General features: G+C 34.5%; 23 protein-coding genes and 2 tRNA genes. 10 read left to right on the top strand and 15 right to left on the bottom strand.

The annotated features are described in order from the left end of the window. Window positions 1-8: 8 nt before the first annotated feature. From MKD52_RS02790 to recR, 3 genes are read right to left on the bottom strand one after another with little or no spacing between them, the layout of a single operon-like run. A complete protein-coding gene (locus tag MKD52_RS02790; protein WP_242099178.1) occupies window positions 9-677 on the bottom strand; it encodes a hypothetical protein in 669 nt (222 codons plus the stop codon). 55 nt (window positions 678-732) lie between these two features. After that, window positions 733-1,932, bottom strand: a complete 1,200-nt coding sequence (locus tag MKD52_RS02785; protein ID WP_242099177.1) for a potassium/proton antiporter — start codon at window positions 1,930-1,932, stop codon at window positions 733-735. Between the two features lie 12 nt (window positions 1,933-1,944). After that, on the bottom strand, window positions 1,945-2,517 hold the full coding sequence (gene recR / locus MKD52_RS02780) for a recombination mediator RecR (RefSeq protein WP_242099176.1): 573 nt from the start codon (window positions 2,515-2,517) through the stop codon (window positions 1,945-1,947). 183 nt (window positions 2,518-2,700) lie between these two features. Here recR and dnaJ point away from each other — a divergent pair, with 183 nt between their 5' ends. Both dnaJ and MKD52_RS02770 read left to right on the top strand, forming a co-directional pair. Beyond that, on the top strand, window positions 2,701-3,819 hold the full coding sequence (dnaJ, locus tag MKD52_RS02775) for a molecular chaperone DnaJ (protein ID WP_242099175.1): 1,119 nt from the start codon (window positions 2,701-2,703) through the stop codon (window positions 3,817-3,819). A 23-nt stretch (window positions 3,820-3,842) separates the two neighbouring features. Then, window positions 3,843-5,186, top strand: coding sequence for a DASS family sodium-coupled anion symporter (locus MKD52_RS02770; protein ID WP_242099174.1), 1,344 nt, complete (start codon window positions 3,843-3,845; stop codon window positions 5,184-5,186). Between the two features lie 77 nt (window positions 5,187-5,263). On the opposite strand, the gene MKD52_RS02765 is transcribed toward MKD52_RS02770, so the two are convergent. Beyond that, entirely contained in the window at window positions 5,264-5,812 is a 549-nt protein-coding gene (locus MKD52_RS02765; protein WP_112057533.1) for a hypothetical protein, read from the bottom strand. A 127-nt stretch (window positions 5,813-5,939) separates the two neighbouring features. On the opposite strand from MKD52_RS02765, the gene MKD52_RS02760 reads away from it, so the two are divergent. Genes MKD52_RS02760 through MKD52_RS02740 form a run of 5 tightly spaced genes read left to right on the top strand, consistent with a single transcriptional unit; the run spans window position 5,940 to window position 11,899 of the window. After that, on the top strand, window positions 5,940-7,751 hold the full coding sequence (locus tag MKD52_RS02760; protein ID WP_242099173.1) for an extracellular solute-binding protein: 1,812 nt from the start codon (window positions 5,940-5,942) through the stop codon (window positions 7,749-7,751). Between the two features lie 10 nt (window positions 7,752-7,761). Beyond that, window positions 7,762-8,799: an ABC transporter permease subunit gene (locus MKD52_RS02755; protein WP_242099172.1), complete on the top strand. Its 1,038-nt coding sequence runs from the start codon at window positions 7,762-7,764 to the stop codon at window positions 8,797-8,799. Window position 8,800: 1 nt separating this feature from the next. Next, a complete protein-coding gene (locus MKD52_RS02750; protein WP_242099171.1) occupies window positions 8,801-9,826 on the top strand; it encodes an ABC transporter permease in 1,026 nt (341 codons plus the stop codon). Continuing rightward, a complete protein-coding gene (locus tag MKD52_RS02745) occupies window positions 9,807-11,360 on the top strand; it encodes a dipeptide ABC transporter ATP-binding protein (RefSeq protein ID WP_242099170.1) in 1,554 nt (517 codons plus the stop codon). Before MKD52_RS02750 ends, MKD52_RS02745 begins: the two co-directional genes overlap by 20 nt. Continuing rightward, window positions 11,357-11,899, top strand: a complete 543-nt coding sequence (locus MKD52_RS02740) for a thermonuclease family protein (RefSeq protein ID WP_242099169.1) — start codon at window positions 11,357-11,359, stop codon at window positions 11,897-11,899. Before MKD52_RS02745 ends, MKD52_RS02740 begins: the two co-directional genes overlap by 4 nt. A gap of 8 nt (window positions 11,900-11,907) precedes the next feature. Here MKD52_RS02740 and polA read toward each other — a convergent pair whose 3' ends face one another. From polA to rpsT, 11 genes are all read right to left on the bottom strand, one after another. Beyond that, on the bottom strand, window positions 11,908-14,598 hold the full coding sequence (gene polA / locus MKD52_RS02735) for a DNA polymerase I (protein ID WP_242099168.1): 2,691 nt from the start codon (window positions 14,596-14,598) through the stop codon (window positions 11,908-11,910). Window positions 14,599-14,601: 3 nt separating this feature from the next. After that, window positions 14,602-15,342, bottom strand: a complete 741-nt coding sequence (locus tag MKD52_RS02730; protein ID WP_112057540.1) for a TerC family protein — start codon at window positions 15,340-15,342, stop codon at window positions 14,602-14,604. A gap of 41 nt (window positions 15,343-15,383) precedes the next feature. Continuing rightward, window positions 15,384-17,363: a ribonuclease J gene (locus MKD52_RS02725; protein WP_242099167.1), complete on the bottom strand. Its 1,980-nt coding sequence runs from the start codon at window positions 17,361-17,363 to the stop codon at window positions 15,384-15,386. A 13-nt stretch (window positions 17,364-17,376) separates the two neighbouring features. Continuing rightward, window positions 17,377-18,093: a 16S rRNA (adenine(1518)-N(6)/adenine(1519)-N(6))-dimethyltransferase RsmA gene (gene rsmA / locus MKD52_RS02720; protein WP_242099900.1), complete on the bottom strand. Its 717-nt coding sequence runs from the start codon at window positions 18,091-18,093 to the stop codon at window positions 17,377-17,379. A 132-nt stretch (window positions 18,094-18,225) separates the two neighbouring features. Beyond that, window positions 18,226-18,900, bottom strand: coding sequence for a prepilin-type N-terminal cleavage/methylation domain-containing protein (locus MKD52_RS02715; protein ID WP_242099166.1), 675 nt, complete (start codon window positions 18,898-18,900; stop codon window positions 18,226-18,228). Beyond that, window positions 18,890-20,068, bottom strand: coding sequence for a hypothetical protein (locus tag MKD52_RS02710; protein WP_242099165.1), 1,179 nt, complete (start codon window positions 20,066-20,068; stop codon window positions 18,890-18,892). The genes MKD52_RS02715 and MKD52_RS02710 overlap by 11 nt, the downstream gene beginning before the upstream one ends. 7 nt (window positions 20,069-20,075) lie before the next feature. Further along, a complete protein-coding gene (gene ilvA / locus MKD52_RS02705) occupies window positions 20,076-21,284 on the bottom strand; it encodes a threonine ammonia-lyase (protein WP_242099164.1) in 1,209 nt (402 codons plus the stop codon). Beyond that, window positions 21,281-21,712, bottom strand: coding sequence for a CoA-binding protein (locus MKD52_RS02700; protein WP_112057546.1), 432 nt, complete (start codon window positions 21,710-21,712; stop codon window positions 21,281-21,283). Before MKD52_RS02700 ends, ilvA begins: the two co-directional genes overlap by 4 nt. 233 nt (window positions 21,713-21,945) lie before the next feature. Beyond that, window positions 21,946-22,036, bottom strand: a tRNA-Ser gene (locus MKD52_RS02695). Window positions 22,037-22,095: 59 nt separating this feature from the next. Continuing rightward, a complete protein-coding gene (prfA, locus tag MKD52_RS02690; RefSeq protein WP_242099163.1) occupies window positions 22,096-23,166 on the bottom strand; it encodes a peptide chain release factor 1 in 1,071 nt (356 codons plus the stop codon). Window positions 23,167-23,191: 25 nt separating this feature from the next. Further along, window positions 23,192-23,467: a 30S ribosomal protein S20 gene (gene rpsT, locus MKD52_RS02685; RefSeq protein ID WP_006655229.1), complete on the bottom strand. Its 276-nt coding sequence runs from the start codon at window positions 23,465-23,467 to the stop codon at window positions 23,192-23,194. 106 nt (window positions 23,468-23,573) lie between these two features. Between rpsT and glmM the strand changes: the two genes are divergently transcribed. The 3 genes from glmM (at window position 23,574) to MKD52_RS02670 (ending at window position 25,487) form a co-directional block, all read left to right on the top strand. Beyond that, window positions 23,574-24,911, top strand: coding sequence for a phosphoglucosamine mutase (gene glmM / locus MKD52_RS02680; protein ID WP_242099162.1), 1,338 nt, complete (start codon window positions 23,574-23,576; stop codon window positions 24,909-24,911). Further along, window positions 24,911-25,357 carry a signal peptidase II gene (gene lspA, locus MKD52_RS02675; RefSeq protein ID WP_242099161.1) on the top strand — a complete coding sequence of 149 codons (447 nt, stop codon included), beginning with the start codon at window positions 24,911-24,913 and terminating at the stop codon, window positions 25,355-25,357. Before glmM ends, lspA begins: the two co-directional genes overlap by 1 nt. 54 nt (window positions 25,358-25,411) lie before the next feature. Next, window positions 25,412-25,487: transfer RNA gene (locus MKD52_RS02670), tRNA-Val, on the top strand. Window positions 25,488-25,584: the final 97 nt, after the last annotated feature.

The following is a 25,584-nucleotide window of genomic DNA, read 5'->3' as shown; positions in this document are numbered from 1 at the left end:
GATTCTCTTTAAAATAAGAAATTGTAACCAAAATAGATTCCCGTGCTAGAAGTGTCGCTTAAATCCAAACTCGTCCCTGTTGGAGCATCATTAATAAGCACACTACTACTCTCCTCCCCAAAATCTAATCGTTTTGATTGAATGCCAAACTCTAACTCCCCAAATTGCATTTCATAAATTGCCCCAGCTCTAACACCATAAGTTAGCCCAGTATAATCAAGTTTCCCCATAGCACTATTATTAATCACAAAACTTCCAGAATCAAATTTTCCAAATGCCAATCCTGCTTCCACTCCAAGCAAAAGTCGCCAACTTTGTGTATTTGGAATCCGTGGAGTGAAGGAATAACCAAGAGTTAAAGTGCGATAAGAAAATCCATTTTTCTTTAAAGTATTTTCAAAACCAAGCGAGATTCTATGATTTGGGCTTAATAAATATCCTGCCTTTATTCCAAACCCAAAAGGTTTTTCATCTAAATCGTGATTTTGAGAATCAAAACCCACAATTCCAAGATTAGCATCTGATTCTACTTTATTATAAGTCCCATAAACACCAAGCAAACGATTCTTTCTTGTTTCATATAGCGAATGATAAGTGCTTTGAGGAGCTATTCCTTGATAAATTTCATAACTCACTAAAATTTCTACCATTAAAAACAAAAAAACAAAAAAACGCACAAAAACTCCTCACATTGAATCTCTTTAGCAAACAAAAAGCAAAAATAATTCCAAGCTACTCTTCAATGATTCCAAGTCGTTTTGCCATAAAACCAATCGTAACTCCCTGTAAAAGTACTGAAACAAGTACCATAAAAAACACCATATTAAAAATCATATGTGAATTTTCAAGCTTATAAGCATAAGGATAAGTAGCTAAAATAATAGGCACTGCTCCCCTCAATCCCACCCACGAAATATAAGCTTTTTCTTTAGTGCTATATTTACTCTTCATTAGAGAAATAAACACACTCATTGGACGTGCAATAAAAATTAACACTAAAGAAAGGATTAAGGCTTGAATAGCTACTTCTGGGAGTTCTGATGGGAACACCAACAGACCTAAAACCAAAAACACTACAATTTGCATCATCCAAGCAATCACATCGTGAAAGGCAATAATATGTGCTTTATTAGGAAAAGCAAATTTATTTGTCATAATTCCTGCAATATAAATGCTTAAAAAACCATTTCCGCCTAAAAGTGAAGAAAGTCCAAAAATCATAAATAACCACGCTACACTAATAAGAGGATAAAGCCCTGCTTGAGAAATATTAATAAACTGGCAAATCTTAGGGAATAGATAGCCACACACTAGCCCAAGCACCCCTCCAATCGCAAATTGTATAACAAAATAAAAAAACCATTCACTCACCGCATTAGCTTGAGGCATCGTAAGAATTTGCAAAACAATAATTGTTAAAAAAATTGCCATAGGATCATTGCTTCCTGATTCTAATTCCAAAAGCGGACGGATATTATTTTTAAGCCTAATCTTTTGAGAACGCAGAATCATAAAAACTGCTGCGGCATCTGTAGAAGAAACAATCGAACCCAAAAGTATTGATTCTAAAAATGTAAAGTCTAAAATCAAATAAATAAAACAAGCCATCACCAAGGCTGTAATTAAAACACCAAATGTTGCAAGCAAGATTCCATTAATCGCAACTGGCTTCACTTCTTCCCAAAAAGTGTCAAGCCCTCCACTATACAAAATAAAAATCAATGCAATTGTCCCTATGGCTTGAGTTAGCAGTGCATTATCAAATTCAATTCCACCAATCCCCTCACTTCCAAGCAACATTCCAATCCCTAAAAACATAAGCAACAATGGGATTCCAATTTTCTCTGAAATTTTACTTGCATAAACACTGATAAACAAAATCACACCAATGATAACAATATAAAGATTTAAATTCTCTATAATCTCTACCATTATTCCCCCCTTTTAAATCTTCACGCGAGACTGCAAAGCTCGTATAATAGAGAGTTGATCAATATTTTCCAAGCTCACGCCCGTTGGCACTCCCTGTGCAATTTTGGTAAATTGCAAGTCTAAATGACTAAGCTTGTCTTCTAAATACAGCATTAAACTATCGCTATTTAAAGATGGGCTAAGCGCAAAAATAATTTCCCTTACTTTGTCTCTTATAATTTTGTTTTCCAAAAACTTTATATTTAACGATTCTAAAGAAGTGATCACAAAATACTTCCCATGAAACTCGCCACTCTCTTCTAATAAAAAAATCTCTTTAGGATTTGTTAGAATACAAAGTTCGCCATTGTTTCGCATCGCATTTGAACAAATCTCGCAAACTGACTCTTTGCTAATCCCAAAACATTCTTCACAAATTCGTAACTCTTGCATACAATGCTCAATATTATGGGCAATCTGCAAGGCACTAAATTTATCTTCAAAAGCCAAAAAATAAGCAAGACGCATTGCTGATTTTTTACCTATGCTTGGAAGTTTTTCTAAAGATTCTACTAATTTTGCAAAACTTTCTGGAAGTGATTTCATAAAATATTACCCTAGCCTTTTTATATTAAAAAAATGCCTATTAAATCTAAAGTAGATTATAACTGCAACTAAATGAATAATCAATAAATCTACCCCAAATCCAAGAGTAAAGTTAATAATAAATCTAGTTAAAATTAGCTAGAATCTGCCATTAATTTTTTAAAATAATTAGGAGTTATTAATTTGGAAGAATTTGATTATTATGAAATATTAGAAGTGCAGCGCAATGCAAGTGGAGATGAAATCAAAAAAGCTTATCGCAAAATGGCTTTAAAATACCACCCAGATAGAAACCCTGATAATAAAGAAGCCGAAGAAATGTTTAAAAAAGTCAATGAAGCCTATCAAATCTTAAGCGACAGCGAAAAAAGACAAATTTATGATACTTATGGTAAAAAGGGATTGGAGAGTAGCGGATTTGGCTTTAGCGATATGGGAGAGAGTATTTTTGATATTTTTAATTCGGTATTTGGTGGCAATTTTGGAGGTTTTGGCGGATTTAGCCAAAGAAGTAAGAAAAATGAAAAATATCCGCGCGATTTGGGAATAGCCCTTGAATTAACCTTTCAAGAAGCGGTTTTTGGCTGCAAAAAAGAAATAGAAATCCTTTATAAAAAATCTTGCGATTCTTGCCAAGGAAGCGGTGCAAAAGATGGAAAGGTAGAAACTTGCAAAGTTTGTAAAGGTAGCGGTAGAGAAACTTTTTCACAAGGTTTTATGACTTTTGCTCAAACCTGCTCTAAATGCCATGGAAACGGACAAATGATTAGTGAAAAATGCGAAAAATGTCATGGCAGAGGCTACAAAGAAGAAAAAGAGAAATTTGAAGTCAATATCCCAGAAGGTGTTGATAGTCATAATCAAATCCGAGTAACCCAACGCGGGAATCTTATGCCAGATGGCACAAGGGGAGATTTATACATTGAAATCCAAGCTCTAGAAGATGAACATTTTATCCGCCATCATAATGATATTTATTTAGAAGTCCCTGTGTTTTTTACTCTTGTGATGCTTGGAGGAACCATTAAGATTCCTGCACTAACCAAAGAATTAGAGCTTAAAATCCCCATTGGCGTCAAAGACAAACAACAATTTGTTTTTCATGGTGAAGGTGTGAAAAGTGTCAATGGTAATAAAAAAGGAAATTTTATTGCTGTTGTTAATATTACTTATCCTACTAAGCTTGAAGAAAAACAAAAATCACTACTCAATGAATTACATCAATCTTTTGGCTATGAAGAAGCAAAGCCTATCAACTGCCTAGAAGGGCTTGTGGATAAAATCAAAAATTGGTTCAAATAATCCAAAAATAGGGGAAAATTGATTTGGAATCAATAAAAAAATCTCTAATTATTATTGCAATTGATATTCTTATCTTTGCACTTTTATATACTTTTTTACCCTTTGAGAGAAATGCAAACATCGGGATTTGCATTTTGATTTTTGTGGGGATTTTGTGGATTACAGAGGCTACCCATACTGCCATTACTGCATTGTGCGTGCCCTTTTTGGCAGTAATCTTTGGCTTAGAAAATACCTCTAGCGTATTAAAAACTTTTGCTGATCCGGTAATATTCCTGTTTTTTGGAGGTTTTGCGATTGCTAGTGCATTGCATATTCAAGCACTAGATCGTTTCATTGCAAATTATCTCATTTACTTAGCAAAAGGCAAAATGAGCTTAGCTATTATCCTGCTTTTTTGTGTTGCTGCCCTTCTTTCAATGTGGATTAGCAACACTGCCACTGCTGCTATTATGCTACCTTTGGCACTTGGTATTCTATCTAATCTCAAAATAGACAAAGACCGCAATACTTTTGTGTTTGTGCTTTTGGGTGTGGCATATAGTGCAAGTATCGGAGGCTTTGGAACTTTGGTTGGAAGCCCACCAAATGCAATTGCAGCTGCATATTTGCAAATGAACTTTTTTGATTGGATGAAGCTTGGAATACCATTTATGCTAATTATGTTACCTAGCTGCATCATTATTTTGTATTTACTTTTGAAGCCTAATTTAAACACTCAATTTAGCATAGAATTAGAAAACACACAATGGAATCACAAAAAAACCATTATCCTAATCATTTTTGCCCTCACTGCACTTGCATGGATATTTAGTGCAAAAATCAGTTCTCTTTTGGGGGGTATTGATGATTTAGACACCATTATTGCCCTTGCTTGTGCAATTGCTATTGGGGTTACCAAAGTAGCCACTTGGAAAGATATTCAAAACAATACAGATTGGGGTGTTTTGTGGCTTTTTGGTGGGGGATTAGCTTTGAGTGCGATTTTAAAAGATTCTGGAGCTAGTGCAGTTTTGGCAAATGGTGTAGCACAAATCTTTGGCAATAGCCATTGGCTAATTATTATTATCGTAGTAGCCTTTTTCATCATTGCCCTAACCGAATTTACAAGCAACACAGCAAGTGCTGCTCTACTTGTGCCGATTTTTGGAGTAGTTGGCGAAGCTATTGGAATGCCAGAACATATCTTGCCGCTTGTAATTGGATTTGGTGCAAGTTGTGCCTTTATGCTACCTGTGGCAACTCCACCTAATGCAATTGTATATGGAACAGGCTATGTCAAACAAATAGAAATGATGAAATATGGCGTATGGGTTAATTTATTTTCGATTGTTTTAATTACGATATTTGCTTCTTTGGTTTGGTGAGCTTTAAGAAACTTTTTACGCATTATTTGAGAGAATAAAAGCAATGCAGATTCAAGAATGGAAAAATCCATTCTTGACTACATTACACTTAAAATGCCCAAAACAATGCTTACAAGACAGCCTGCCAAAATTGTCCCATATTGAATATTTCTATTTTTCTTAGAGTTAAAAAGAGTAATCATCAATCCAGAGAGGTAAAGCAAAACCATCGTAATACCAAAACCAATAGCTAAAACATCAAAATACCATTTGGCTTTTGCTTTATGAAGCATAATAAGATCGCCAATAAAAGAGCGCTCTAGCGTTGTGATAGTCCATTGATTTTCACCGCTTTTAGCAATACTTGCTGAATAATGCGCTCCACCCACGCTCAAAGCACCGCGTTTATTAAGTGTAGGCTCTGTTTTAGAGGGTAAAGGAATATTATTACTTTGCAAATAATTCAACATCGCCTCTACTTCTCCCCCCTTAGCAATCTCGGCATTAAGAATGTAAGTGTTCTTAGTTGCTCCGCTATCTTGGTTAAACCCACTAATATACAAAACCCCTGTTAGCGCATACATTAATGCAACCGGCAGAAAAAACAAGCTAAGATAAATGTGAATATTGCGAAATTGTTTTGTCATTGTTAATCCTTTTGAAGTAAAATTAAACGCGAAAGTATAGTGAAGAAATGTTAATAAAATGTTAAGTAAAAATAATCTTTTATTTGCTAGAATCAAAAAAGTTTTTTGAAAAAATCCAAGGAATACAATGCGTTATTTATTTTTTCTTTTTTTCTTTATTTTGAATCTTTTTAGCGCAGACACTTACAGCGACAATGCCTTTGCTATTAATGGTGAAGTGAAATACAAAAACTTCAAACATTTTGACTATGTCAATCCCAATGCCCCTAAGATGGGACATATCAAAGAATATGCCATTGGGACTTTTGATAGTTTTTATGATTTTTTGCTTAAAGGCACAAGTGCTCAAGGGCTACATCTAATTTATGATACACTAATGGTACGCTCTTTAGATGAACCAAGCAGCCAATATGGGCTTATTGCCAAACAAATCCAAAGAGCAAAAGACAATACCTTTGTGATTTTTCATCTTGATCCCAATGCAAGATTCAATGATGGCAAAGAAATTACCGCATTTGATGTTGAATTTAGCTTTAATCTCATTGCGCGCGGAGAAAATCCTTCAATGAATCGCTACTATGCTGACATTAAAGAAGCTATCGTGGTAGATAAACACACTATTCGCTTTAATTTTAAAGATTCTAAAAATCGAGAATTAGCTTTAATTTTAGGGGATTTACCTATTCTCCCTAAACACTATTATGAAACCACAACCCCCAAAGCAAACCCACTTAGAATCCCACTTGGAAGTGGTCCTTATAAAATTGAATCTTTTGAAGCTGGGCGTAGCATCACTTACAAAAGAGTAGAAAACTATTGGGCAAAAGATCACCCAACGCGCATTGGATATTTTAATTTCAATAGAATCACTTTTGATTATTACAAAGATGATTCTGTAGCACTTGAAGCTTTTAAAGCAGGGAGGTATGACTACAGACAAGAAATGAGTGCTAAAAATTGGGCTTTAGGTTATAATGGCAAGGCGCTTAATAGTGGCGAGATTATCAAACAAGAAATCTTGCACTCCCTCTCTAGTGGAATGCAAGGTTTTGTTTTTAATTTACGCAAAAGCATTTTTCAAGACATTAGAGTAAGAGAAGCTTTAGGGTTAGCATTTGACTTTGAATGGAGCAATAAAAATCTCTTTTTTAATCAATACGCAAGGACAACAAGCTTTTTTGATAATTCCGAATTTGCAAGTGTTGGGATTCCACTTGGAGAGGAATTAAAACTCTTAGAATCTTTTAGAGATAAACTCCCACAAGAGCTTTTTACCCAAAGTTTCAAGCTCCCTATAACACAAGGCAATGGAAACAATAGAGACAATCTTAAAAAAGCACAAAAACTACTTAAAGAAGCCGGTTTTGCAACAAAAAATGGTAAGCTTTATGATAAAAATAATCAACCCTTTGTTTTTGAGCTCTTACTTGTTTCTCCTGCGATGGAGCGCGTTGCCATACCCTTTGCTAGAAACTTGCAAATTTTAGGCATTGAAATGAAAATTAGATTAGTTGATGTTAGCCAATACATTAATCAGCTTCGCGCCTTTGATTATGATATGATTGTAGGAGTTTTCCCCCAAAGCCTCTCTCCAGGTAATGAGCAAAGCTTTTTTTGGGGATCTAGTGCTGCTGATGCAAAGGGTAGCTATAATTATGCGGGGATTAAAAATCCTGTAATTGATTCTCTAATACAAAAAATCATTAACGCCAAAGACTATCAAGACTTGCTTACTGCAACAAGAGCACTTGATAGAGTGCTCTTGTGGAATTATTATGTAATTCCACATTTTCATACAAAAACTTTCCGAATCGCCTTTTGGAATTTTTTAGAACATCCCCAAATTACACCCATTTATGATGTCGGATTTGAAACTTGGTGGGTTAATGAAAATAAACTTTTAAAAATACAAGAAAAATATCCATCTTTTAGGCGTTAAGGGAATTTGTATGGGAACTTATATCCTAAAAAGACTTTTGCTTATTATTCCTACTCTTTTTGGGATTATCACGCTTAATTTCTTTATCATTCAAGCCGCCCCAGGTGGTCCTGTTGAGCAAATGATTGCTAAATTAGAATCACAGAATCTACAAGGTGAAGTCTCTAGTGGTGGAATCTATAAAAATCAAGGGCTAGATTCAGAAACAATCCAAAAAATTAATACCCTTTATGGATTCGACAAACCGCTACTGGAAAGATATTTTTTAATGCTAAAAAACTATGTTTTCTTAGACTTTGGAGAGAGTTTTTACAAAAATGCTTCCGTGTTAGATCTCCTTGTAGAAAAGCTTCCTGTTTCTATTTCTCTTGGACTTTGGAGCACTTTGCTTATTTATCTTATCTCCATTCCCTTAGGCATTAAAAAAGCTATCCATAATGGCACTCCTTTTGATCACTTCACAAGCACACTCATTATTATTGGCAATGCGATTCCCACTTTTCTTTTTGCCTTGATACTAATTATTTTCTTTGCAGGAGGGACTTATTTTAGTTGGTTTCCTTTGCGTGGAATCATAGGCGACAACTTCGAATCGCTTTCTTTATTAGAAAAAATAAAAGATTATTTTTGGCATATTACACTACCAGTCATCTCCCTTAGCGTTGGCGGATTTGCGACCTTGACCTTGCTTTCAAAAAATTCTTTTTTAGAGGAGATTCACAAACAATATGTCAAGCTTGCCTTTGCCAAAGGATTAAACCAAAATCAAGTGCTCTATGGACATATTTTTCGCAATGCAATGCTTTTAATTCTCTCATCAATTCCCCAAGCTCTACTTGGAATCTTGCTCACCGGATCGCTTTTGGTAGAAATTATCTTTTCTTTAGATGGTCTGGGATTACTTGGTTATGAATCCATTATCACGCGCGATTATCCTGTGATTTTTGGGACATTGTATCTCTTTACGCTTTTTGGATTAATCATCACGCTAATTAGCGATTTGCTCTATGTTTTAATTGATCCTAGAATCAACTTCCAGAAGGTATAAAATGGGATTTTTCACACAGCGACATTACCACACTTTTAAAGCCAACAAAAAAGCCTTTTATTCCCTATGGATTTTTTTGGGGATTTTCATTATTAGCCTTAACGCGGAATTTATCGCTAATGACAAGCCTCTTTATATCCGCTATGACAATCAAAGCTATTTTCCTATTTTTCAAAATTATCCTGAAACTACCTTTGGGGGAGATTTTGAGAGTGAAGCCAACTACAATGATCCTTATTTGCAAGATCTAATCAAACAAAAGGGTTTTTTAATTATGCCACCTATCCCTTATTCTTATGATACAATTATCTATACACTACCCTCTCCCGCTCCTACTCCACCAAGTCTTTTAAATCCTCTAGGCACTGATGATTTAGGTAGAGATGTTGTGGCGCGTTTGCTTTATGGGCTTAAGACTTCCATACTCTTTGCTTTTATTCTCACCTTTTTTAGCTCCATTATTGGGCTTTTAATCGGTGCTATTTGTGGATATTTTGGAGGAAAAATTGATTTATTTGGACAAAGACTTATTGAGATTTGGAGTGGAATGCCTATTTTATTTATCTTAATTATTTTAGCTAGTTTATTGCAACCGACCTTTTGGACTATCCTTTTTGCTGTACTTTTATTTTCTTGGATTGCGCTTGTTCCTTTTGTGAGAGCGGAATTTTTAAAAGTGCGGAATCTTGATTATATTAAAGCTGCAAAAATGCTTGGAGTAAGCCACTATCGGATTATTTTCTATCATATTTTACCTAATGCCCTTGTGGCTTTGCTAACCTATTTGCCTTTTATTTTATGCGGAAGTATCACCACTCTAGCTTCTTTGGATTTCTTAGGGCTTGGATTACCGCCACCCAATGCAAGTTTAGGGGAAATTTTAGCCCAAGGCAAAAACAATCTTAACGCCCCATGGCTAGGCTTAAGCGGATTTTTTACTCTTAGTATCTTACTTTGTCTTTTGGTTTTCATTGGAGAGGGATTGCGAGATTGCTTAAAGGGAAATAATGAAACTTTTAGAAATTAAAAATCTTTGTTTAAAGCTTGGCAATTTTAGTCTAAAAAACATTTCTTTTACACTTGAAGAAGGGAGTATTTTAGGGATTGTTGGAGAGTCAGGCAGTGGAAAATCTATGCTAGGCAATGCCATTTTACAACTCCTTCCTAATCTCCAATACCAAAAAGGTGAAATTAACTTTTTGGGACAGAATCTACTTCAATACTCATCAACTAAAATGCAAAAGATTCGTGGCAAAGAAATTAGCTATATTTTTCAAGAGCCACTTAGCGCCCTAAACCCACTTCATAAAATTAAAAAGCAACTTGCCGAAGCACTTTTAATCCACAATCCAAACCTCCCTAAAACAGATCTTCAAAGTAAATTAATAGAGCTTTTAGAAAATGTCCATTTACCACAAAAAGTGCTAGAATCATATCCTTATGAATTAAGCGGGGGACAAAGGCAGAGAATCTGCATTGCCATCGCCCTTGCAAACTCACCCAAACTTCTTATTGCTGATGAACCCACAACCGCTTTAGATTCCACCACGCAAGAACAAATTCTTTTGCTTTTGCAATCTTTACAAAAAAAGCTTCATCTTAGTGTTTTGTTTATTAGCCATGATCTCTTAGTGATCTCCAAACTCTGCAAAACCATTCTTGTATTAAAACAAGGTGAAATTATCGAGAGAGGTTTTACACAAAATATTTTTAAAAATCCACAAAATCCTTACACTAAACTTTTGGTGCAATCCCTTCATTTCTCTTACAATACTCACTTAGATTTTGGAAAACCACTCTTAGAAGTTGAAAACTTGCAAGTTTCATATCCTACTAAAAAAAGCTTTTGGGGGAAAACTTTGGAGAGTTTTGAAGCTCTTAAACCTCTTAGTTTTGAGTTAAGAGAGGGGGAGAGTTTGGGTATTATTGGAGAATCAGGCAGTGGTAAAACATCTCTTGCAAACGCTATTTGCCGCTTAGTAGAATCCAAAGGAAAAGTGGATTTACTTAATCAAGATTTCTTTTTACTTCAAGGAGAAAAATTAAGGGATTTTAGAAAAAATATCCAAATGATTTTTCAAGATCCCTTTAGCTCACTTAATCCCAAAATGACCATCGCCCAAATCCTAGCAGAAGGGCTAATTGCCCACAATATCCAAGATTGCCAAGCTAGAATCAAACAAGTCCTTTTGGATACAAGTTTAGATGAAAGCTTTTTGGAGCGCTATCCTAATGAGCTAAGTGGCGGACAAAGGCAGAGAGTGAGTATTGCAAGAAGCTTGATTTTAAAACCAAAAGTCTTACTACTTGATGAGCCAACAAGTGCTTTAGATAAAAATACACAAAAACAGATTCTTAATTTACTTCTAAAACTATCCAAACAATACCGCTTAAGCTATCTCTGCATTAGCCACGATTTAAGTGTCATTGCTACTCTTTGTCAAAATGTCATTGTCTTAAAAAATGGCGAAGCACTTGAGCGTGGCAAAACCCAAGAAGTTTTTAAAAATCCAAAAAATCCTTACGTGCAAAGCCTTCTTAAAGCAAGCGGGATTCAATGAAATTTTTTAGGATTACCTTTTTAGTTTTAGCCTTATTTTGTATGCCACTCTTTTCGCTTGTTTTTACTCCCATTCCTTTACAAGGAATTCTAAAGTCCATTTACGCCCCTGCACTATTTGGAGTTTATTCTAAGGATTTTGGAAGGCTTTATTGTCAGCTTTATGGCGTGGCTACCCCTAGCAAAAACTTCCAATCAGATATTTGTGAAATTAACCCAAAAACTCTAAAAGCAATGCACCATTTTGCAATGAATTACACACAAAATAAAATTTTTTCTGAACAAATATATTTTCTAAGCTATCAAAATGGCTGGTGTTTTTTGCAAAATGGTGGAAATTTATTTAATGAGCAAATTATCAAAGATGGTTATGGAGTGGTTCAATATTTTGATCTCACTCAAGAAGAAGTTATTACAAAATTAGAAACATTAGAGAGTGTTGCAAGAAACAAAAGAAAAGGGCTATGGAAAGAATGGGCAAAAGAGATGGAATGCATCAAAAGCACTCTAAGAGAAATTGCCAAAGAGAAACAGAAGTGATTTTTTACCTATTTTAATTTCCCCCAATTCTCTCCAATACTTATGCTGCATTTAAGCGGCACTCTTAGTGTGGCAATATTCTCCATAATTAAAGCAATCTTTTTGGCTTCTTCACTAGCTATTTCTTTTGGAGTTTCAAAAATCAATTCATCATGCACTTGCAATAATAACTTTGATTCTAAAGAGGAGTGTATAATTTTATTCATTGCCATTTTGATAATATCAGCTGCACTACCTTGAAAAATTGCATTAATTCCCTCCCTTAAAAAAGCTGCCTTTTGATATTCTTGAATCCCATCAAAATCAAATTTTCTCATTCTGCCCAAAAGCGTTTTAGAATAACCATTCTCCAAAATAAATTCCTCTTGTTTTTTTAAAAAATCCTTAATCATCGGAAAAGAAGTGAAATAATTTTGGATATAAGTTTTGGCTTCTTGAAAACTAATTTTGAGTGTTTCAGAAAGCTTTTTAGGACCCATTCCATAAATTAAACCAAAATTAATACTTTTGGCAACTGCTCGTTTCTCTTGTGCTATTTCCTCCCCAAAAATCTTTTTGGCTGTTTCTAGGTGAATATCTGCATCTTGTAAAAATGCATCAATCATTGCCTTATCTTGCGAAAAATGCGCTAAAAGGCGCAATTCAATTTGTGAATAATCCAAACTCACTAACAAACAATTTTCTTTTGCAATAAAGCCCTCGCGTATGCGTCTTCCCTCTAAAGTTTTTACAGGAATATTTTGCAAATTAGGATTTTTGGAACTAAGGCGTCCTGTGCTAGTGCCTGTTTGCATGAAAGAAGTGTAGATTCGATGCTCTAAGTTATTTTTTGCGTGTTCAATCAAAGGCTCAATATAAGTGCTATAAAGTTTAAAAGATTCTCGATATTCCAAAATTTTAGGAATAATGGGATGCGAATCATAAAGTGAATTTAACACCAATTCAGAAGTGCTATAACCTATTTTAGTCTTTTTGCCTGTTTGTAGCTTTAAATCATCAAACAAAACACTCGCTAATTGCTGGGGAGAATTAAGATTAAAGCGCTTATTGGCTAAAATAAAAATTTCTTCAGAGATTTGATGCAACTTCTCTCTTGATTGCGCATTTAATCTTAAAAAATATTCCAAATCAATTTTAATACCTAATAACTCCATACTCATCAAGCTTTGAATAAAGGGATATTCCACTTTTTGTGCGATCTCTAAAAGCGATTTATCCGCTAAGCTTTGAAGTTTAAAATAAAGCTGATAGCAAGCTGCTGCATCTTCACTAGCATACTCACATGCACACTGAATTGAGATATTTGAAAAATTTTCATTTTTACCTACAATGTCTTTGTAATGAATCATTTCGTGATTAAAATATTTTTTCATCAAAAAATCTAAATTGCAAAGAGAATCACTCTGTAAAAGCCAAGCCAAAAGCATACTATCGCGTACTTTTGAAAAATCCTCTGTAACAAAATCAAAATTTGTTTTTAGAATTTCGAGATCGTATTTGAGATTATGACCAATCACGCATTGAGATTGAAAAATCTGCTTAATACACTCTCTAGCACATTCCAAACTCACTTGCGATTCAACACCCAAATAATTATGTGCAATAGGGACATAATAACAATCTATACCATTTACACTAAAAGAGAAGCCAACAATCTTTGCCTTTCTTACATCTAAAGAAGTTGTTTCAGTGTCAAAAGAAAAAATACTCTCTTTGGGCAATGCCATAAAAAATTCCCTAAGCTCTAAATCACTCCCAATCAAATGTGGCTTATAAACAAACTGCTTTTTTTGCTTGTTTTCTTGTGATTTGATTGGCGTATCTTTTATTTGAGGTGTAGCATTTTTGTTTATTTTTTTTAAAATACTATTTAAATCATATTCTCTTAAAGAATCCAAGATTTTAAGCAAGGGCGAGTCTTGAGGCATTTTACATTCACTTAAATCAAACTCTTCTAACAAATCATCTCTAAGCCTTACAAGCTCTCTACTGCGATATGCATCGTCTTTAGCCACACTTAGAAGCTCCCTAGTTCGCTTTTGCGGAATCTCATCTAAATGCTCATAAATTGCATCTAAGCTACCAAAATTATTTAGCAAATTAGCCGCACCCTTTGCCCCAATGCCCTTCACCCCGGGGACATTATCTACACCATCACCCACAATACTTTGATAATCTACAAATTGACTAGGATAAACGCCATATTTTTCTTTACATTCTTCTTCTCTAATTTCTTCTTTTTTACTAGGATTAAACAAAAAAGTATCTTTATCAATTAGCTGATAAAGATCCTTATCGTGGCTAATAATTCGCACATTAACATCAAGCTTATTGACTTGCTTATTAATAGAAGCAATCACATCATCTGCTTCAAAGCCTTCAATACTAATATTTTTAAAGCCCATATCTTCTACCCATCTTATGGCAACCTCAAGTTGCAATTTCAAATCCTGTGGCACTTCTGGGCGATTTGCTTTATAAAGCGGATCGATTTGTTTGCGAAAATTTTCTCCTTTAGAATCAAGGGCAAACACTAGATAATCTTTAGGATAATCCTTATGTAACTGCATAATTAAATTTGCAAAGCCTGTCAAAAGTCCTGTTGGAAATCCATTGTGATTCTTTAATGGAGGAAGTGCAAAGTAGCTCCGAAATAAAAAACCAAAAGTATCAATAATAGTTAGGGTTTTGGTAGCCATTTTTTAAGATTTCCTTTGTGAAGCGTGTTTCTTTTTGATATAAATATTAATTGATTCCACCCCCAAAGAAAATGCCATAGCAAAATAAATATAACCTTTAGAAATATGAAATTCCAAACCTTCTGCTACCAAAGTTACGCCCACCAAGATCAAAAAAGCTAAGGCAAGAATCTTAATGGTTGGATTTTCATCAACAAACTCTGAAATGCTCTTGCTTGCAAGCATCATTACCAAAACCGCTACAATAACAGCAATCATCATAATTTCTATATTATTAACCATTCCCACTGCTGTAATAACCGAATCAAGCGAAAACACTATATCTAAAATTGCAATTTGAATAAGCACACTAAAAAATCCTCGCTTAGCTCCTTCTTTTAATAGATTTTCATCACTCTTTTCACCGGCATTATCAATATCATGGTGGATTTCTAAGGTAGATTTTGCAATCAAAAACAAACCTCCAAGAATCAAAATAATATCTCTCCCAGAAATATCTTGCGAAAACACGCTAAAGAGCGGAGTTGTAAGCTTCATAATCCAAAAAAGTGAGAGTAACAGCATCAAACGCGTTAGCATGGCTAAACCAAGACCAAAGATTCTTGCCCTCTGTCTTTGCTCTTTTGGTAACCTACCTACCAAAATAGCAATAAAAATAATATTATCAATCCCCAAAACAATCTCTAAGCCAATGAGCGTCAGCAAAGCAACCCACATTTCTGCACTCAAAATCCACTCAAACATTTCAATCCTTCAATAAAATCTAGGCAAGAATCACAAGGATTCTAGTTAAAAATAATATTTGGAAAAATAATAGGATAACGCTTAGTTTTCTTAAACATTAGCTTTCTTAGGGCATTACGCACCTCATTCTCCATTGCTTTTTGGCTATTATAGAGTTCTTTTTTGCAATTTTTAACAAAAAGGCTAAAAAACTCTTCAATCTCTTTATTAAAACTCATAATATCTTTATTCGCAATAATTCCCATAGTTTGCACTCTAGGCTTACCAATAAGGGCATTTTTAGCCTTATCAATTTGCACCATCACGCTAACAATCCCATTTTCAGCCAAATTTTGTCTATCCAAAACAATATCATTAGCAATAGTTGCATTAACTTGATTATCAATATATGTTTTGCCGGTTTTTACGCTTCGGACTTTACGCAAATAATTATGTGCTACTTCCACTTGATCGCCATCTTCCATAAGATAAATATTCTTTTCATCAATTCCACAAGAAATAGCTGTTTCTTTGTGCTTTAAAATATGATTATATTCTCCATGCACTGGCAAGAAAAATTTGGGCTTTACAAGTCGCAACATAAGCTTCTGCTCTTCTTGTGCAGCGTGTCCGCTTGTATGAATCTCACTAAAGTCTTGATAATAAACCTTTGCTCCTGCTTTGTTAATAAAGTTCAAAATATTAGACACCGATCCTTCATTTCCAGGAATCGCCTTAGCTGAAAGAATCACAATATCACTTGGCTTAATTTTAATATGCCTATGCTCATCTGTTGCCATACGATAAAGCGCACTCATTGTCTCACCTTGACTACCAGTTGTTACAATCAAAACTTCTTCATCTGCATATTTTGCGACTTCGTGTGCTTCAATAAAAATATTTTGTGGCAAATCAATATATCCTAAAGCTCTTGCAATTTCTAGGTTTTTTTCCATGGATCGCCCTATCACTGAGACTTTACGCCCATATTTCAATCCATGTTGAATAGCCTGATAAACGCGATGAATATTAGAGCTAAAAGTGCTCATAATCACACGCCCCTTAGCGCGAGAAAAAAGCGTATCAAAAGCAGGTCCAACACTTGCTTCACTTGGCGTATAACCCGATTTGTGCGAATTTGTTGAATCGCTTAACAAAAGCAAAACTCCCTGTTCGCCATAATGTGCAATTCGATTTAAATCTGTTGGGTATCCATCTATTGGGGTGTGATCTATTTTAAAATCTCCTGTATGAAAAATCACTCCTGCTTCTGTCTTAATAGCTAAAGCACTTGAATCTACAATGGAATGCGTGATATGAATCCATTCAATCTCAAATTCACCAATTCTTATGGGTTTTCTCTTTTCTACTGGGCGGAAAAGAGAGCGGAATTTTTTAAGCCCATGTTCATCAAACTTTGATCCAATTAAACCCAAAGGAAGTGGAGTCCCATAAATAGGAAATTGATATTTTTTAAATAAATAAGGCATAGCGCCAATATGATCTTCATGTGCGTGTGTAATTACAATCCCTGCAATTTTATCTTTAATCGCTTCTAAATAACTAAAATCTGGCACCAAAATATCAACACCATGCATATCACTATCAGGAAAACTCATCCCCGCATCAATAATAATGGCAGAATTTTGCGTTTCAATGATTGTCATATTTCCGCCAATCTCTCCAAGTCCTCCAATAGGAGTAATTCTAACTTTTGCATTAGGATTAAAATGTGCTTGAGAATAGGTAGTGAGTGAATTTTGATGCACTCTTGCATTCACTTCCACCGCTTTTTTTAAATCAATATGGCTTGATTCTTTGCCTCCCATATTTTTATTACGAAATTTCTGATCGCCTTGTGTAGAATTTTGAGATTTTTTAGAAAAGCGTTGATTGTGTCGATGCTGTCCATTTTGAGCTTGTTTTTCCTCTCCTTGTTGATTGTTTCTTGGTCTAAAACGCCTTTTATTTGGCTCCCTTTGTGTTTCTGTTGTTTCTTGTGAAGGAATATTTTGTGTATTTTGTGTTTCTTTTTCTTCCATGATAATCCGCCTTTTATAGTAATTTCAAAAGTCGGTGATAATCGGTCGTATCAATCTCGTGAGGTCTTTTACTAGAAACAATCCCTAATGTCTCCAAAGTTTCCATAATTTTTTCTTTAGAATAAACCTTGGAGAGATTGTTAAAAAGCGTTTTTCTTGGAGCACTAAAGGCAATCTTTAGCAATTCTTCTAGCTTTACAAAAAAATCACTTGATGGAATCTGATTTTTTTCTATCAAAAATACGGCTGAAGTTACCTTGGGTTGAGGCACAAAAGCACTTGGTGGAACTTCAAAAAGCATCTTTGCTTCCCCCACGCTTTGGGCTAAAACACTTAAAGCACTAAAATCACTTTGATTTTGAATTGCACAAAATTTTAAGGCAACTTCCTTTTGCGTCATCACGACACAACCCTTACACAATGGATCTTTGATTGCTTTAACTACCAATAAAGTGGCAATATAATAAGGTAAATTAGAAATAAGAAAGTAAGGCTTATCCTCTAAACTCTCTCCACTCCAAATTTCTATTATATCGCCAATTTTGAGCTCTAATTGTCCATTTTCAAGGGCTACTTTAAAACGCTCTTTCAAATAAGGGATTAATTCCTTATCAACCTCATAAGCAGTGATATTTCCTAAGCTTAATAGCTTATTTGTTAGATCACCTAAGCCAGCCCCAATTTCAATGAATTTTAAATTTCTAAATTCCTTGGGAATGGATTGGACAATCTGTGATAAAACTTTCTCATCTTGTAAAAAATTCTGTCCAAAATGCTTTTTAGCAATTTTATTTTTTTCTGTCGTTTTAATCTTTTAAGCCTTAAAAATATTTTTTTATTGTAACACAATTTTGCATAATTTTTAACATTTTTTAACAAGTCCATTTTCAAAAATGCAAACCCTAAGTAGATTCCCAAAATGATCGCTTAATTCCAAAACCACCTCCTTAGTTGGAAAACTCACCTTTTCTCCAGTTTTTTTGCACCTCAAAAACCCCCTATTATCAAAAATCACCCTACCGCCACTTTGATTCCCACAGCCCCCATACATTTGCACTTTACTCACCCCATATCTTTTAGATATTGACAAATCACCCTCTCTTAGCGTATTAGCAAATTTCGTATTATTATAAGTATAAACGCTTAAATATTTTCCACTCATAGGATCCCTTGCCACTTCAAAAGAATCCATAGGTCTATCATCAAAATTTTTCGTCTTTGAACTCCTTGCACTATCACTAAAGATAGAATACGCCCACTCAATGTTTTTTAGATTAGAAAATTGTAATCTCCAGTAACTCTCTTCAAATCTACTTCTCTCTTCCTTGCACAAATCACTTTGACAAAATAAGCTTTGCGTAATATCTTTAGAGGTATTCAAAGCCAAGAATCGCGTGTAATTTAAATGATTGATAATCTGCTCTTGAGCTAAATTTAACGCAGATTTTGGATAAAATAAATAACCAACCCCACTTAAAATACCCAAAATTCCTAAAACTAGTAAAATCTCAAATAAACTAAAGGCTTTATTGAACATAAAATGTGGTAACTTCTTTGTCATAATAAATAATTGGGATTTTAATGGAATCTTTTTTGGGAATTTGGCTCAATTTTCTTCCCCCTTTTTGAATTCCATAAAACAATAATCTCTCTTGCATTCTTGCTTCAGTTCTAACTGCCTTGATTTTTTGCTCTTTAAGCTCTTTTGCTAATTCTTGAGCAATATAATGCCGATAAGCAAAATGATTTTCCTCATTAGAAAGCACTACAAACAAAGGCTTCGAAAAGATTAACAACCCCGTCATACACAACAAAATAGCCAATGTAATTTTAAATGGAATTTTGTAACGCCCTTTAAACTTAGGCAACCTAACTCTAAGCCCCGAATAATATAAATTCACCATCAAAGGAATACCAACTATCAATAAAGCCGCAAAAGATTCAATATCCACCCTTTGACGCAATGAAAAAATAAAAATAAAACTCAAAGCCACCACAACAATATACCACATTAAAGGCTTAGCTTTAGAGTTTGCAAATCGATAAATCATATATAAAAAATATAAAAAAACCAAAGGAGAAAAAATAAGGAGCAAATGTCCAATCATATCCACAAAATGACTTTCAGGATGTCCTCCAATCCCTAAATCAAACAAATACATATTAACCGCAAAACACACTAAAGAGGCAAAAACCAAAAAAGTATTTTTATGAGCAATTCCATAAAAAATCAAAGCCAAAAACACCAACGAAAAACTCTTATCTACAAAAGCCATCATCAGCAAAAGCCAATAAGGAAATTTTTGCGTTTTTTGATGCCACAAACATAAAAACAAGCTAAAAAAAATCACGATTCCGCTATTAGAAATTAGAATCGCCCCTGCATTTACACCAGGCAAAAGCAAAAATAGTAATGCGCAAAACACCGCATCACTAGGGCGCTTTAAGAATGTTTTTGCTAATAAAAACATTAAAACACCATTGCACAAATGTAAAAGCAAGAATCCGATTCTAAGCCCAATATCACTTCTACCAAATAAAGAAACACTTAATTTGGCATAATATCCAGCAAAATCGCGCGGATTAAAAAAAGATTGTGCTTCATAAAAACTAATGCTTAAATTTTTGCCCACCCACAAAAGTAAGAAAAAATCAATCAATAAAATAAAAAATAAAAAAAGATAAGCCTTTTTGTTTTCGTTCAAAAGAAACCTACATTTCTATAAATTCATAACCATTTTTATGCAATTCTTCGCGAATTTCTTCTTGGTGATCTTTGCCTTTTGTCTCCAACATTACAATCACATTTGCATCACCATAACCCAAAGAAGTAGAAGTCCTATCAAAATCAATTTTAACAATATTTGCTCCAAGCTTTGAGAGTAAATTACTTAAAGATTGCAGACTTCCAGGTTTATCAACCAACACCACGCTAAAGCGCATTTTACGATGAGAGCGCACCAAACCTTTTTCAATAATCACGCCAAGCATAGTAACATCAATATTGCCACCACTTAAGACTAAGCCAATTAACTCATTTGGGTTGATTTTAAATTTTTGATGCAAAAGCGCTGCTACAACACTTGCCCCAGCACCCTCCACAACTAATTTTTGTTTTTCTAGTAGATACAAAATTGCATTAGCAATTTCTTCATCATCCACCACTACAATCTCATCTACGCATTCTAAGATATAATTAAAATTCTTTTCATTCACATCGCGCACCGCAATTCCATCGGCGATTGTTCGCACAGATTTCGTGGTTTGGATAGACTTTTTGCAAAATGAGTGATACATTCCAGGAGCACCTTGAGCCACAACACCTATCACTCTAACGCTAGGCAACATTTGCTTATAAGCAGCTGCCACCCCTGAAATCAATCCACCACCACCAATAGGCACAACAATAGTTGTGAGATTATTTTGATCTTCTATCATTTCTAAAGCGATTGTCCCCTGCCCTGCGATAACCTCATCATCTGCAAAAGGGTGGATGAAATGCAAATTATTTTTTTGCGCATATTCCAAGGCGTATGCATAAGCTTCATCATAATTATTACCATATAAAATTGCCTCTGCGCCAAGCTCTCTTACCCCCATTACCTTCAATAAAGGGGTTGATTCGGGCATCACAATAACTGCCTTGATTCCATAATGCTTTGCGCTATAGGCAACACCTTGAGCGTGATTCCCAGCACTTGAAGCAACCACGCCCTTTTCTCGCTCCTCTGTAGTCAATGAAGCAATTTTATTAAATGCTCCTCGCAATTTAAAAGAGCCCGTATTTTGTAAATTTTCCTGCTTGACATAAATTTTTGCACCACTTAATTGACTAAGTTTTGGCGCAAAAGCCAACTTTGTATGCTCCGCTATCCCTTTTAATCTGCGGCTTGCATCCATAATTTTTGCCAATGGAATCATGCAAACAACCTTTGATGTTCTAATTTAATGCATAAATTTTCAAAATATGAAATACCTTGATTTTCTAAAATCTCTTTGGATTTGGGACTAAAAAGACCAAGCTGCACCCACACGCACTTTGGTTTAGCTTCCAAACTTAGCACTTCTTTTGCTATTCCAAGAATCGCTTCGCTTTTGCGAAAGATATTTAAAATATCAATTCCACCTTTTTTAGCCTCACCACTAAATGCTTCTTGTAAAGTGCAATAAGCAGTGATCCCAAGAATCTCACCACCTTTAGGATAAATAGGAATCACCCTATAACCCTGTTCTAAAAGGTATTTTGCTACCTTATTACTAGGCTTACTCTCATCTGGTGAAAGTCCCAAAATAGCAATAGTCTTTGCTTCTTGTAAAATTTGTTTGATTTGTAAATCTTGTTCTAGCATACCACACCACTTTTTTACTATGAATTTTAACCAAGTTTTTTGAAAATTTTATAAAAGTTTATCCAAAAGACAAATAAACTCTTTTATAAATTCTCAAATAAGTATATTCTAATTAATTTTCTAGAATCTTTTTTATAACAATCAAGCATTTTTTATGACTTTTAAAAAATACTAAAATACAAAAAAATAATCAAAACTTTCAAAAATTGGATTTTGTTAAGGTAAGAAATAAGTGGCGGACAGAGAGAGATTCGAACTCTCGGTAATCTTGCGACTACGCATCCTTAGCAGGGATGTGGTTTCAGCCAACTCACCCATCTGTCCGTAAGAAAATTGTAATTATAATAAAAAAATGTAAAAAAATCCTTAAAAAATGCAATTTCCTAAGCAATTCCACTATTTTGCAATGCTTCTGCTTGGAAATAAGCAATAATAGGCTCAATCACCTGATCTAAATCACCATTTAGCATAATCTCCTCTAAACTATACAAGGTTAAGCTAATTCTATGATCACTTAGGCGATTTTGCGGATAGTTATAAGTGCGGATTCTCTCGCTTCTATCTCCACTTCCCACTTGGGATTTTCTTGCTTCTGCATTTTGCTCCATTTGAGCTTCAAGCTCAGCTTCATAGATTCTAGCCTTTAGAATCTTTAAAGCTTTATCTTTGTTTTTATGTTGGGATTTTTCATCTTGCATTGAAACACTAATGCCTGTTGGGATATGCGTGATACGCACAGCAGAATCAGTGGTATTAACACACTGCCCACCATGTCCGCCCGCACGAAAAACTTCAATCCTTAAATCATTAGGATTAATCACCACTTCCACATCATCAACTTCTGGCATAATAGCCACGGTGATTGCTGAAGTGTGGATTCTACCTTGCGATTCTGTCTCTGGCACTCGTTGCACCCGATGTGTCCCACCTTCAAACTTCAAACGAGAATATGCGCCCTTACCCTTAATAAGAGCAATGACTTCTTTATATCCGCCCACATTATTTTCGCTAGAACTAATAATCTCAACTTTCCAGCCCTTTGATTCAGCATAGCGAACATAAGCTTTAAACAAATCTCCAACAAAGATTCCTGCCTCATCTCCTCCCGTTCCTGCGCGCAATTCCAAATAAATATTTTTTTCATCGTTAGGGTCTTTGGGTAGCAATAGAATCTTGATTTCTGATTCTAGATTCTCATTTTCTAATTCCGCTTCTTTAATCTCTTCTTTGGCTAAATCCCCTAATTCCTTATCATCTAAAAGCCCTTTATTTTCTTCTATGCTTTCAAGATTTTTCAAATATTGTTTAGATTTTTGGACAAGCTTTTCTAAATCACTCTGCTCTTTGCTTAGTTCAGTCATTTTTTTTATATCACTTAGAATCTCCGGCTGTATAAGCAAATTGCTAATCTCATCATAGCGATCAATGAAAGGTTTTAATTTTGAAGCTAACATTTATGAATTAGGAATTTAGCTAACTTTAAGCGTTAGCTAAAGCAAGTTTTTTAACAGAAGAATTTAAACGACTAACTTTTCTTGCAGCAGTATTTTTTGTCAAGATTCCCTTGCTTACATAGCTGTGAAATGCTTGATTAATCTGCTTCATAACTTCTTGAGATTTGCTAAGATCTTTTGCCTCAATCGCCTCTTTTAAGCTTCTTGTCATATTTTTGATTCTTGTTTTATAGTAACGATTTCTCTCTGTGCGCTTTTTTGTTTGTCTGATACGTTTTTCTGCTGATTTATGATTTGCCATAGAGCGTTAATCCTTTTATAAAAAAATTTAAGCTAAAATTTTATTTTAATTTTTATTAAAAGCAAATAAAAGTGCTTAAGAAAAACTAAATTTCAAGGTAGTCATTATGAAACTTTTTGGAACTGATGGAGTAAGAGGGGAAGCAGGAGTAAAGCTCAATGCATTTTGTGCCTTAAAATTAGGGATTGCAGCAGGAATCTACTACCAAGAACATTCTAAAACTAACCGAATTTTGGTAGGCAAAGACACAAGGCGTAGTGGCTATATGCTAGAAAATGCACTTGTAAGCGGACTAACTGCGGTGGGCTATGAAGTGATTCAAATTGGACCTATGCCAACTCCTGCCATTGCCTATCTTACAGAAGATATGCGATGTGATGGTGGAATTATGGTTAGCGCTAGTCACAATCCCTTTATGGATAATGGAATCAAATTTTTTGGCAAAAGTGGTTATAAAATTGATGAAAAAGATGAAGAAAACATTGAAAAAATCTATTATGATGAATCATTGTTAGAATCTGCACAAAAAAGTGGCAAAGAAATTGGTTCCAGTAAGCGAATTGATGATGTTGTAGGGCGCTATATTGTGCATATTAAAAACTCTTTTCCAAAAGATTTAAGCTTACATGGAATCCGCGTAGTGCTTGATTGTGCTAATGGAGCAGCTTACAAGGTTGCTCCTACGATTTTTAGCGAACTTGGAGCAGAAGTTTTTGTGATTAATGATTCTCCAAATGGCTTTAATATTAATGAAAATTGTGGTGCTACACAACCTTTAATGCTTCAAGAAGAAGTGCGCAAAGTAAGAGCTGACATTGGCTTTGCTCTTGATGGAGATGCTGATAGATTAGTAGTTGTTGATGAAAAGGGTGAAGTGGTGCATGGAGATAAACTCATTGGGGTTTTAGCACTTGCTGCCAAACAAAACAACACGCTAAAAAACAATACCGCAGTGGCAACTATTATGAGCAATTATGCCCTAGAAGAATTTCTAAGCGAACACGGAATTAAAACTATCCGTTCTAATGTTGGTGATAAATATGTATTAGAGAGTATGTTAGCTAATGGTCTTAATTTTGGTGGGGAGCAAAGTGGGCATATTATTTTTAGTGATTTTGCCAAAACAGGTGATGGATTAGTAAGTGCTTTGCAGACAATGGCTTATATTTTGCAATCCAAAAAAACAGCCTCAAAAGCGCTTGATTGCTTCAAGCTCTATCCACAAATCCTAAGAAATATCAATGTCCAAAGCAAACCCAACTTAGATACATTAGAAAACTACCAAACGCTTCTTAAAGAAATTGAAAGCAAAAAGATTCGCCATTTAATTCGCTACAGCGGAACAGAAAACAAACTACGCATCTTGCTTGAAGGCAAGGACACAAAAATGCTTGAAAAAGTTTTGTGCGAGTGCGAAACATTCTTTAAAGGAAAGCTTTATTGATGACAAAAAAATCCTTAGTTAGTTTTTCTCTAGCCTTATTTTTTGTTTTATTAATTGATCAAGCCATCAAGTGGTGGTTTGTGCAGAATAACTTTGAATATCAAGGAAATATTATTTCTTTGGTGCTTGCTTATAATCAAGGGGTTGCATTTTCTCTCTTTGATTTCTTAAAAGAATGGTTAAAATATCTTCAAATTCTTTTGCTTATTGGAATCTTTGCTTATCTTTGGAAACATAAAGAAATTTTTCAAGCCCATTCTTTACCTATTGGCATTATCTTTGGTGGTGGCATTTCAAATATTCTTGATCGATTCTTGCATATTGGCGTTGTAGATTATATTTATTGGCATTATAAATTTGAATTTGCAATTTTCAATTTTGCAGATATGATGATTAATCTTGGAGTATTTCTCATCATTCTTCAAACCTTTTTTAAGAAAAAATAAAAGAGCGGTTTGATAGAATTTCACTCTCTTTTATCAATGCTTCTTGTTTTAAAAGGTCGCGTAGCTCAGTTGGTAGAGCACTACCTTGACATGGTAGTGGTCGCTGGTTCAAGTCCAGTCGTGGCCACCATATTGTATTTTATTGATTTTAACCCTTGCATCCGTAACATTTATATTTTAAATTCCATTTGTTTATTAAGATTTCTATCAGAATAAAAGGTTATAAT

The sequence above is a fragment of the Helicobacter sp. CaF467b genome, assembly GCF_022664765.1.
Classification (GTDB): Bacteria; Campylobacterota; Campylobacteria; order Campylobacterales; family Helicobacteraceae; genus Helicobacter_D; species Helicobacter_D colisuis.
The sequence above is the reverse complement of the archived record's forward strand: the minus strand, read 5'-3'. Positions and strand labels throughout refer to the sequence as shown.

Excerpts from the sequence above, each read along its gene's own strand:
- MKD52_RS02785 (WP_242099177.1), bottom strand. The coding sequence starts at position 1,932 with ATGGTAGAGATTATAGAGAATTTAAATCTTTATATTGTTATCATTGGT.
- recR (WP_242099176.1), bottom strand. The coding sequence starts at position 2,517 with ATGAAATCACTTCCAGAAAGTTTTGCAAAATTAGTAGAATCTTTAGAA.
- MKD52_RS02765 (WP_112057533.1), bottom strand. The coding sequence starts at position 5,812 with ATGACAAAACAATTTCGCAATATTCACATTTATCTTAGCTTGTTTTTT.
- MKD52_RS02760 (WP_242099173.1), top strand. The coding sequence starts at position 5,940 with ATGCGTTATTTATTTTTTCTTTTTTTCTTTATTTTGAATCTTTTTAGC.
- MKD52_RS02755 (WP_242099172.1), top strand. The coding sequence starts at position 7,762 with ATGGGAACTTATATCCTAAAAAGACTTTTGCTTATTATTCCTACTCTT.
- MKD52_RS02750 (WP_242099171.1), top strand. The coding sequence starts at position 8,801 with ATGGGATTTTTCACACAGCGACATTACCACACTTTTAAAGCCAACAAA.
- MKD52_RS02745 (WP_242099170.1), top strand. The coding sequence starts at position 9,807 with ATGAAACTTTTAGAAATTAAAAATCTTTGTTTAAAGCTTGGCAATTTT.
- MKD52_RS02740 (WP_242099169.1), top strand. The coding sequence starts at position 11,357 with ATGAAATTTTTTAGGATTACCTTTTTAGTTTTAGCCTTATTTTGTATG.
- polA (WP_242099168.1), bottom strand. The coding sequence starts at position 14,598 with ATGGCTACCAAAACCCTAACTATTATTGATACTTTTGGTTTTTTATTT.
- MKD52_RS02730 (WP_112057540.1), bottom strand. The coding sequence starts at position 15,342 with ATGTTTGAGTGGATTTTGAGTGCAGAAATGTGGGTTGCTTTGCTGACG.
- MKD52_RS02725 (WP_242099167.1), bottom strand. The coding sequence starts at position 17,363 with ATGGAAGAAAAAGAAACACAAAATACACAAAATATTCCTTCACAAGAA.
- MKD52_RS02715 (WP_242099166.1), bottom strand. The coding sequence starts at position 18,900 with ATGTTCAATAAAGCCTTTAGTTTATTTGAGATTTTACTAGTTTTAGGA.
- ilvA (WP_242099164.1), bottom strand. The coding sequence starts at position 21,284 with ATGATTCCATTGGCAAAAATTATGGATGCAAGCCGCAGATTAAAAGGG.
- MKD52_RS02700 (WP_112057546.1), bottom strand. The coding sequence starts at position 21,712 with ATGCTAGAACAAGATTTACAAATCAAACAAATTTTACAAGAAGCAAAG.
- prfA (WP_242099163.1), bottom strand. The coding sequence starts at position 23,166 with ATGTTAGCTTCAAAATTAAAACCTTTCATTGATCGCTATGATGAGATT.
- rpsT (WP_006655229.1), bottom strand. The coding sequence starts at position 23,467 with ATGGCAAATCATAAATCAGCAGAAAAACGTATCAGACAAACAAAAAAG.
- glmM (WP_242099162.1), top strand. The coding sequence starts at position 23,574 with ATGAAACTTTTTGGAACTGATGGAGTAAGAGGGGAAGCAGGAGTAAAG.
- lspA (WP_242099161.1), top strand. The coding sequence starts at position 24,911 with ATGACAAAAAAATCCTTAGTTAGTTTTTCTCTAGCCTTATTTTTTGTT.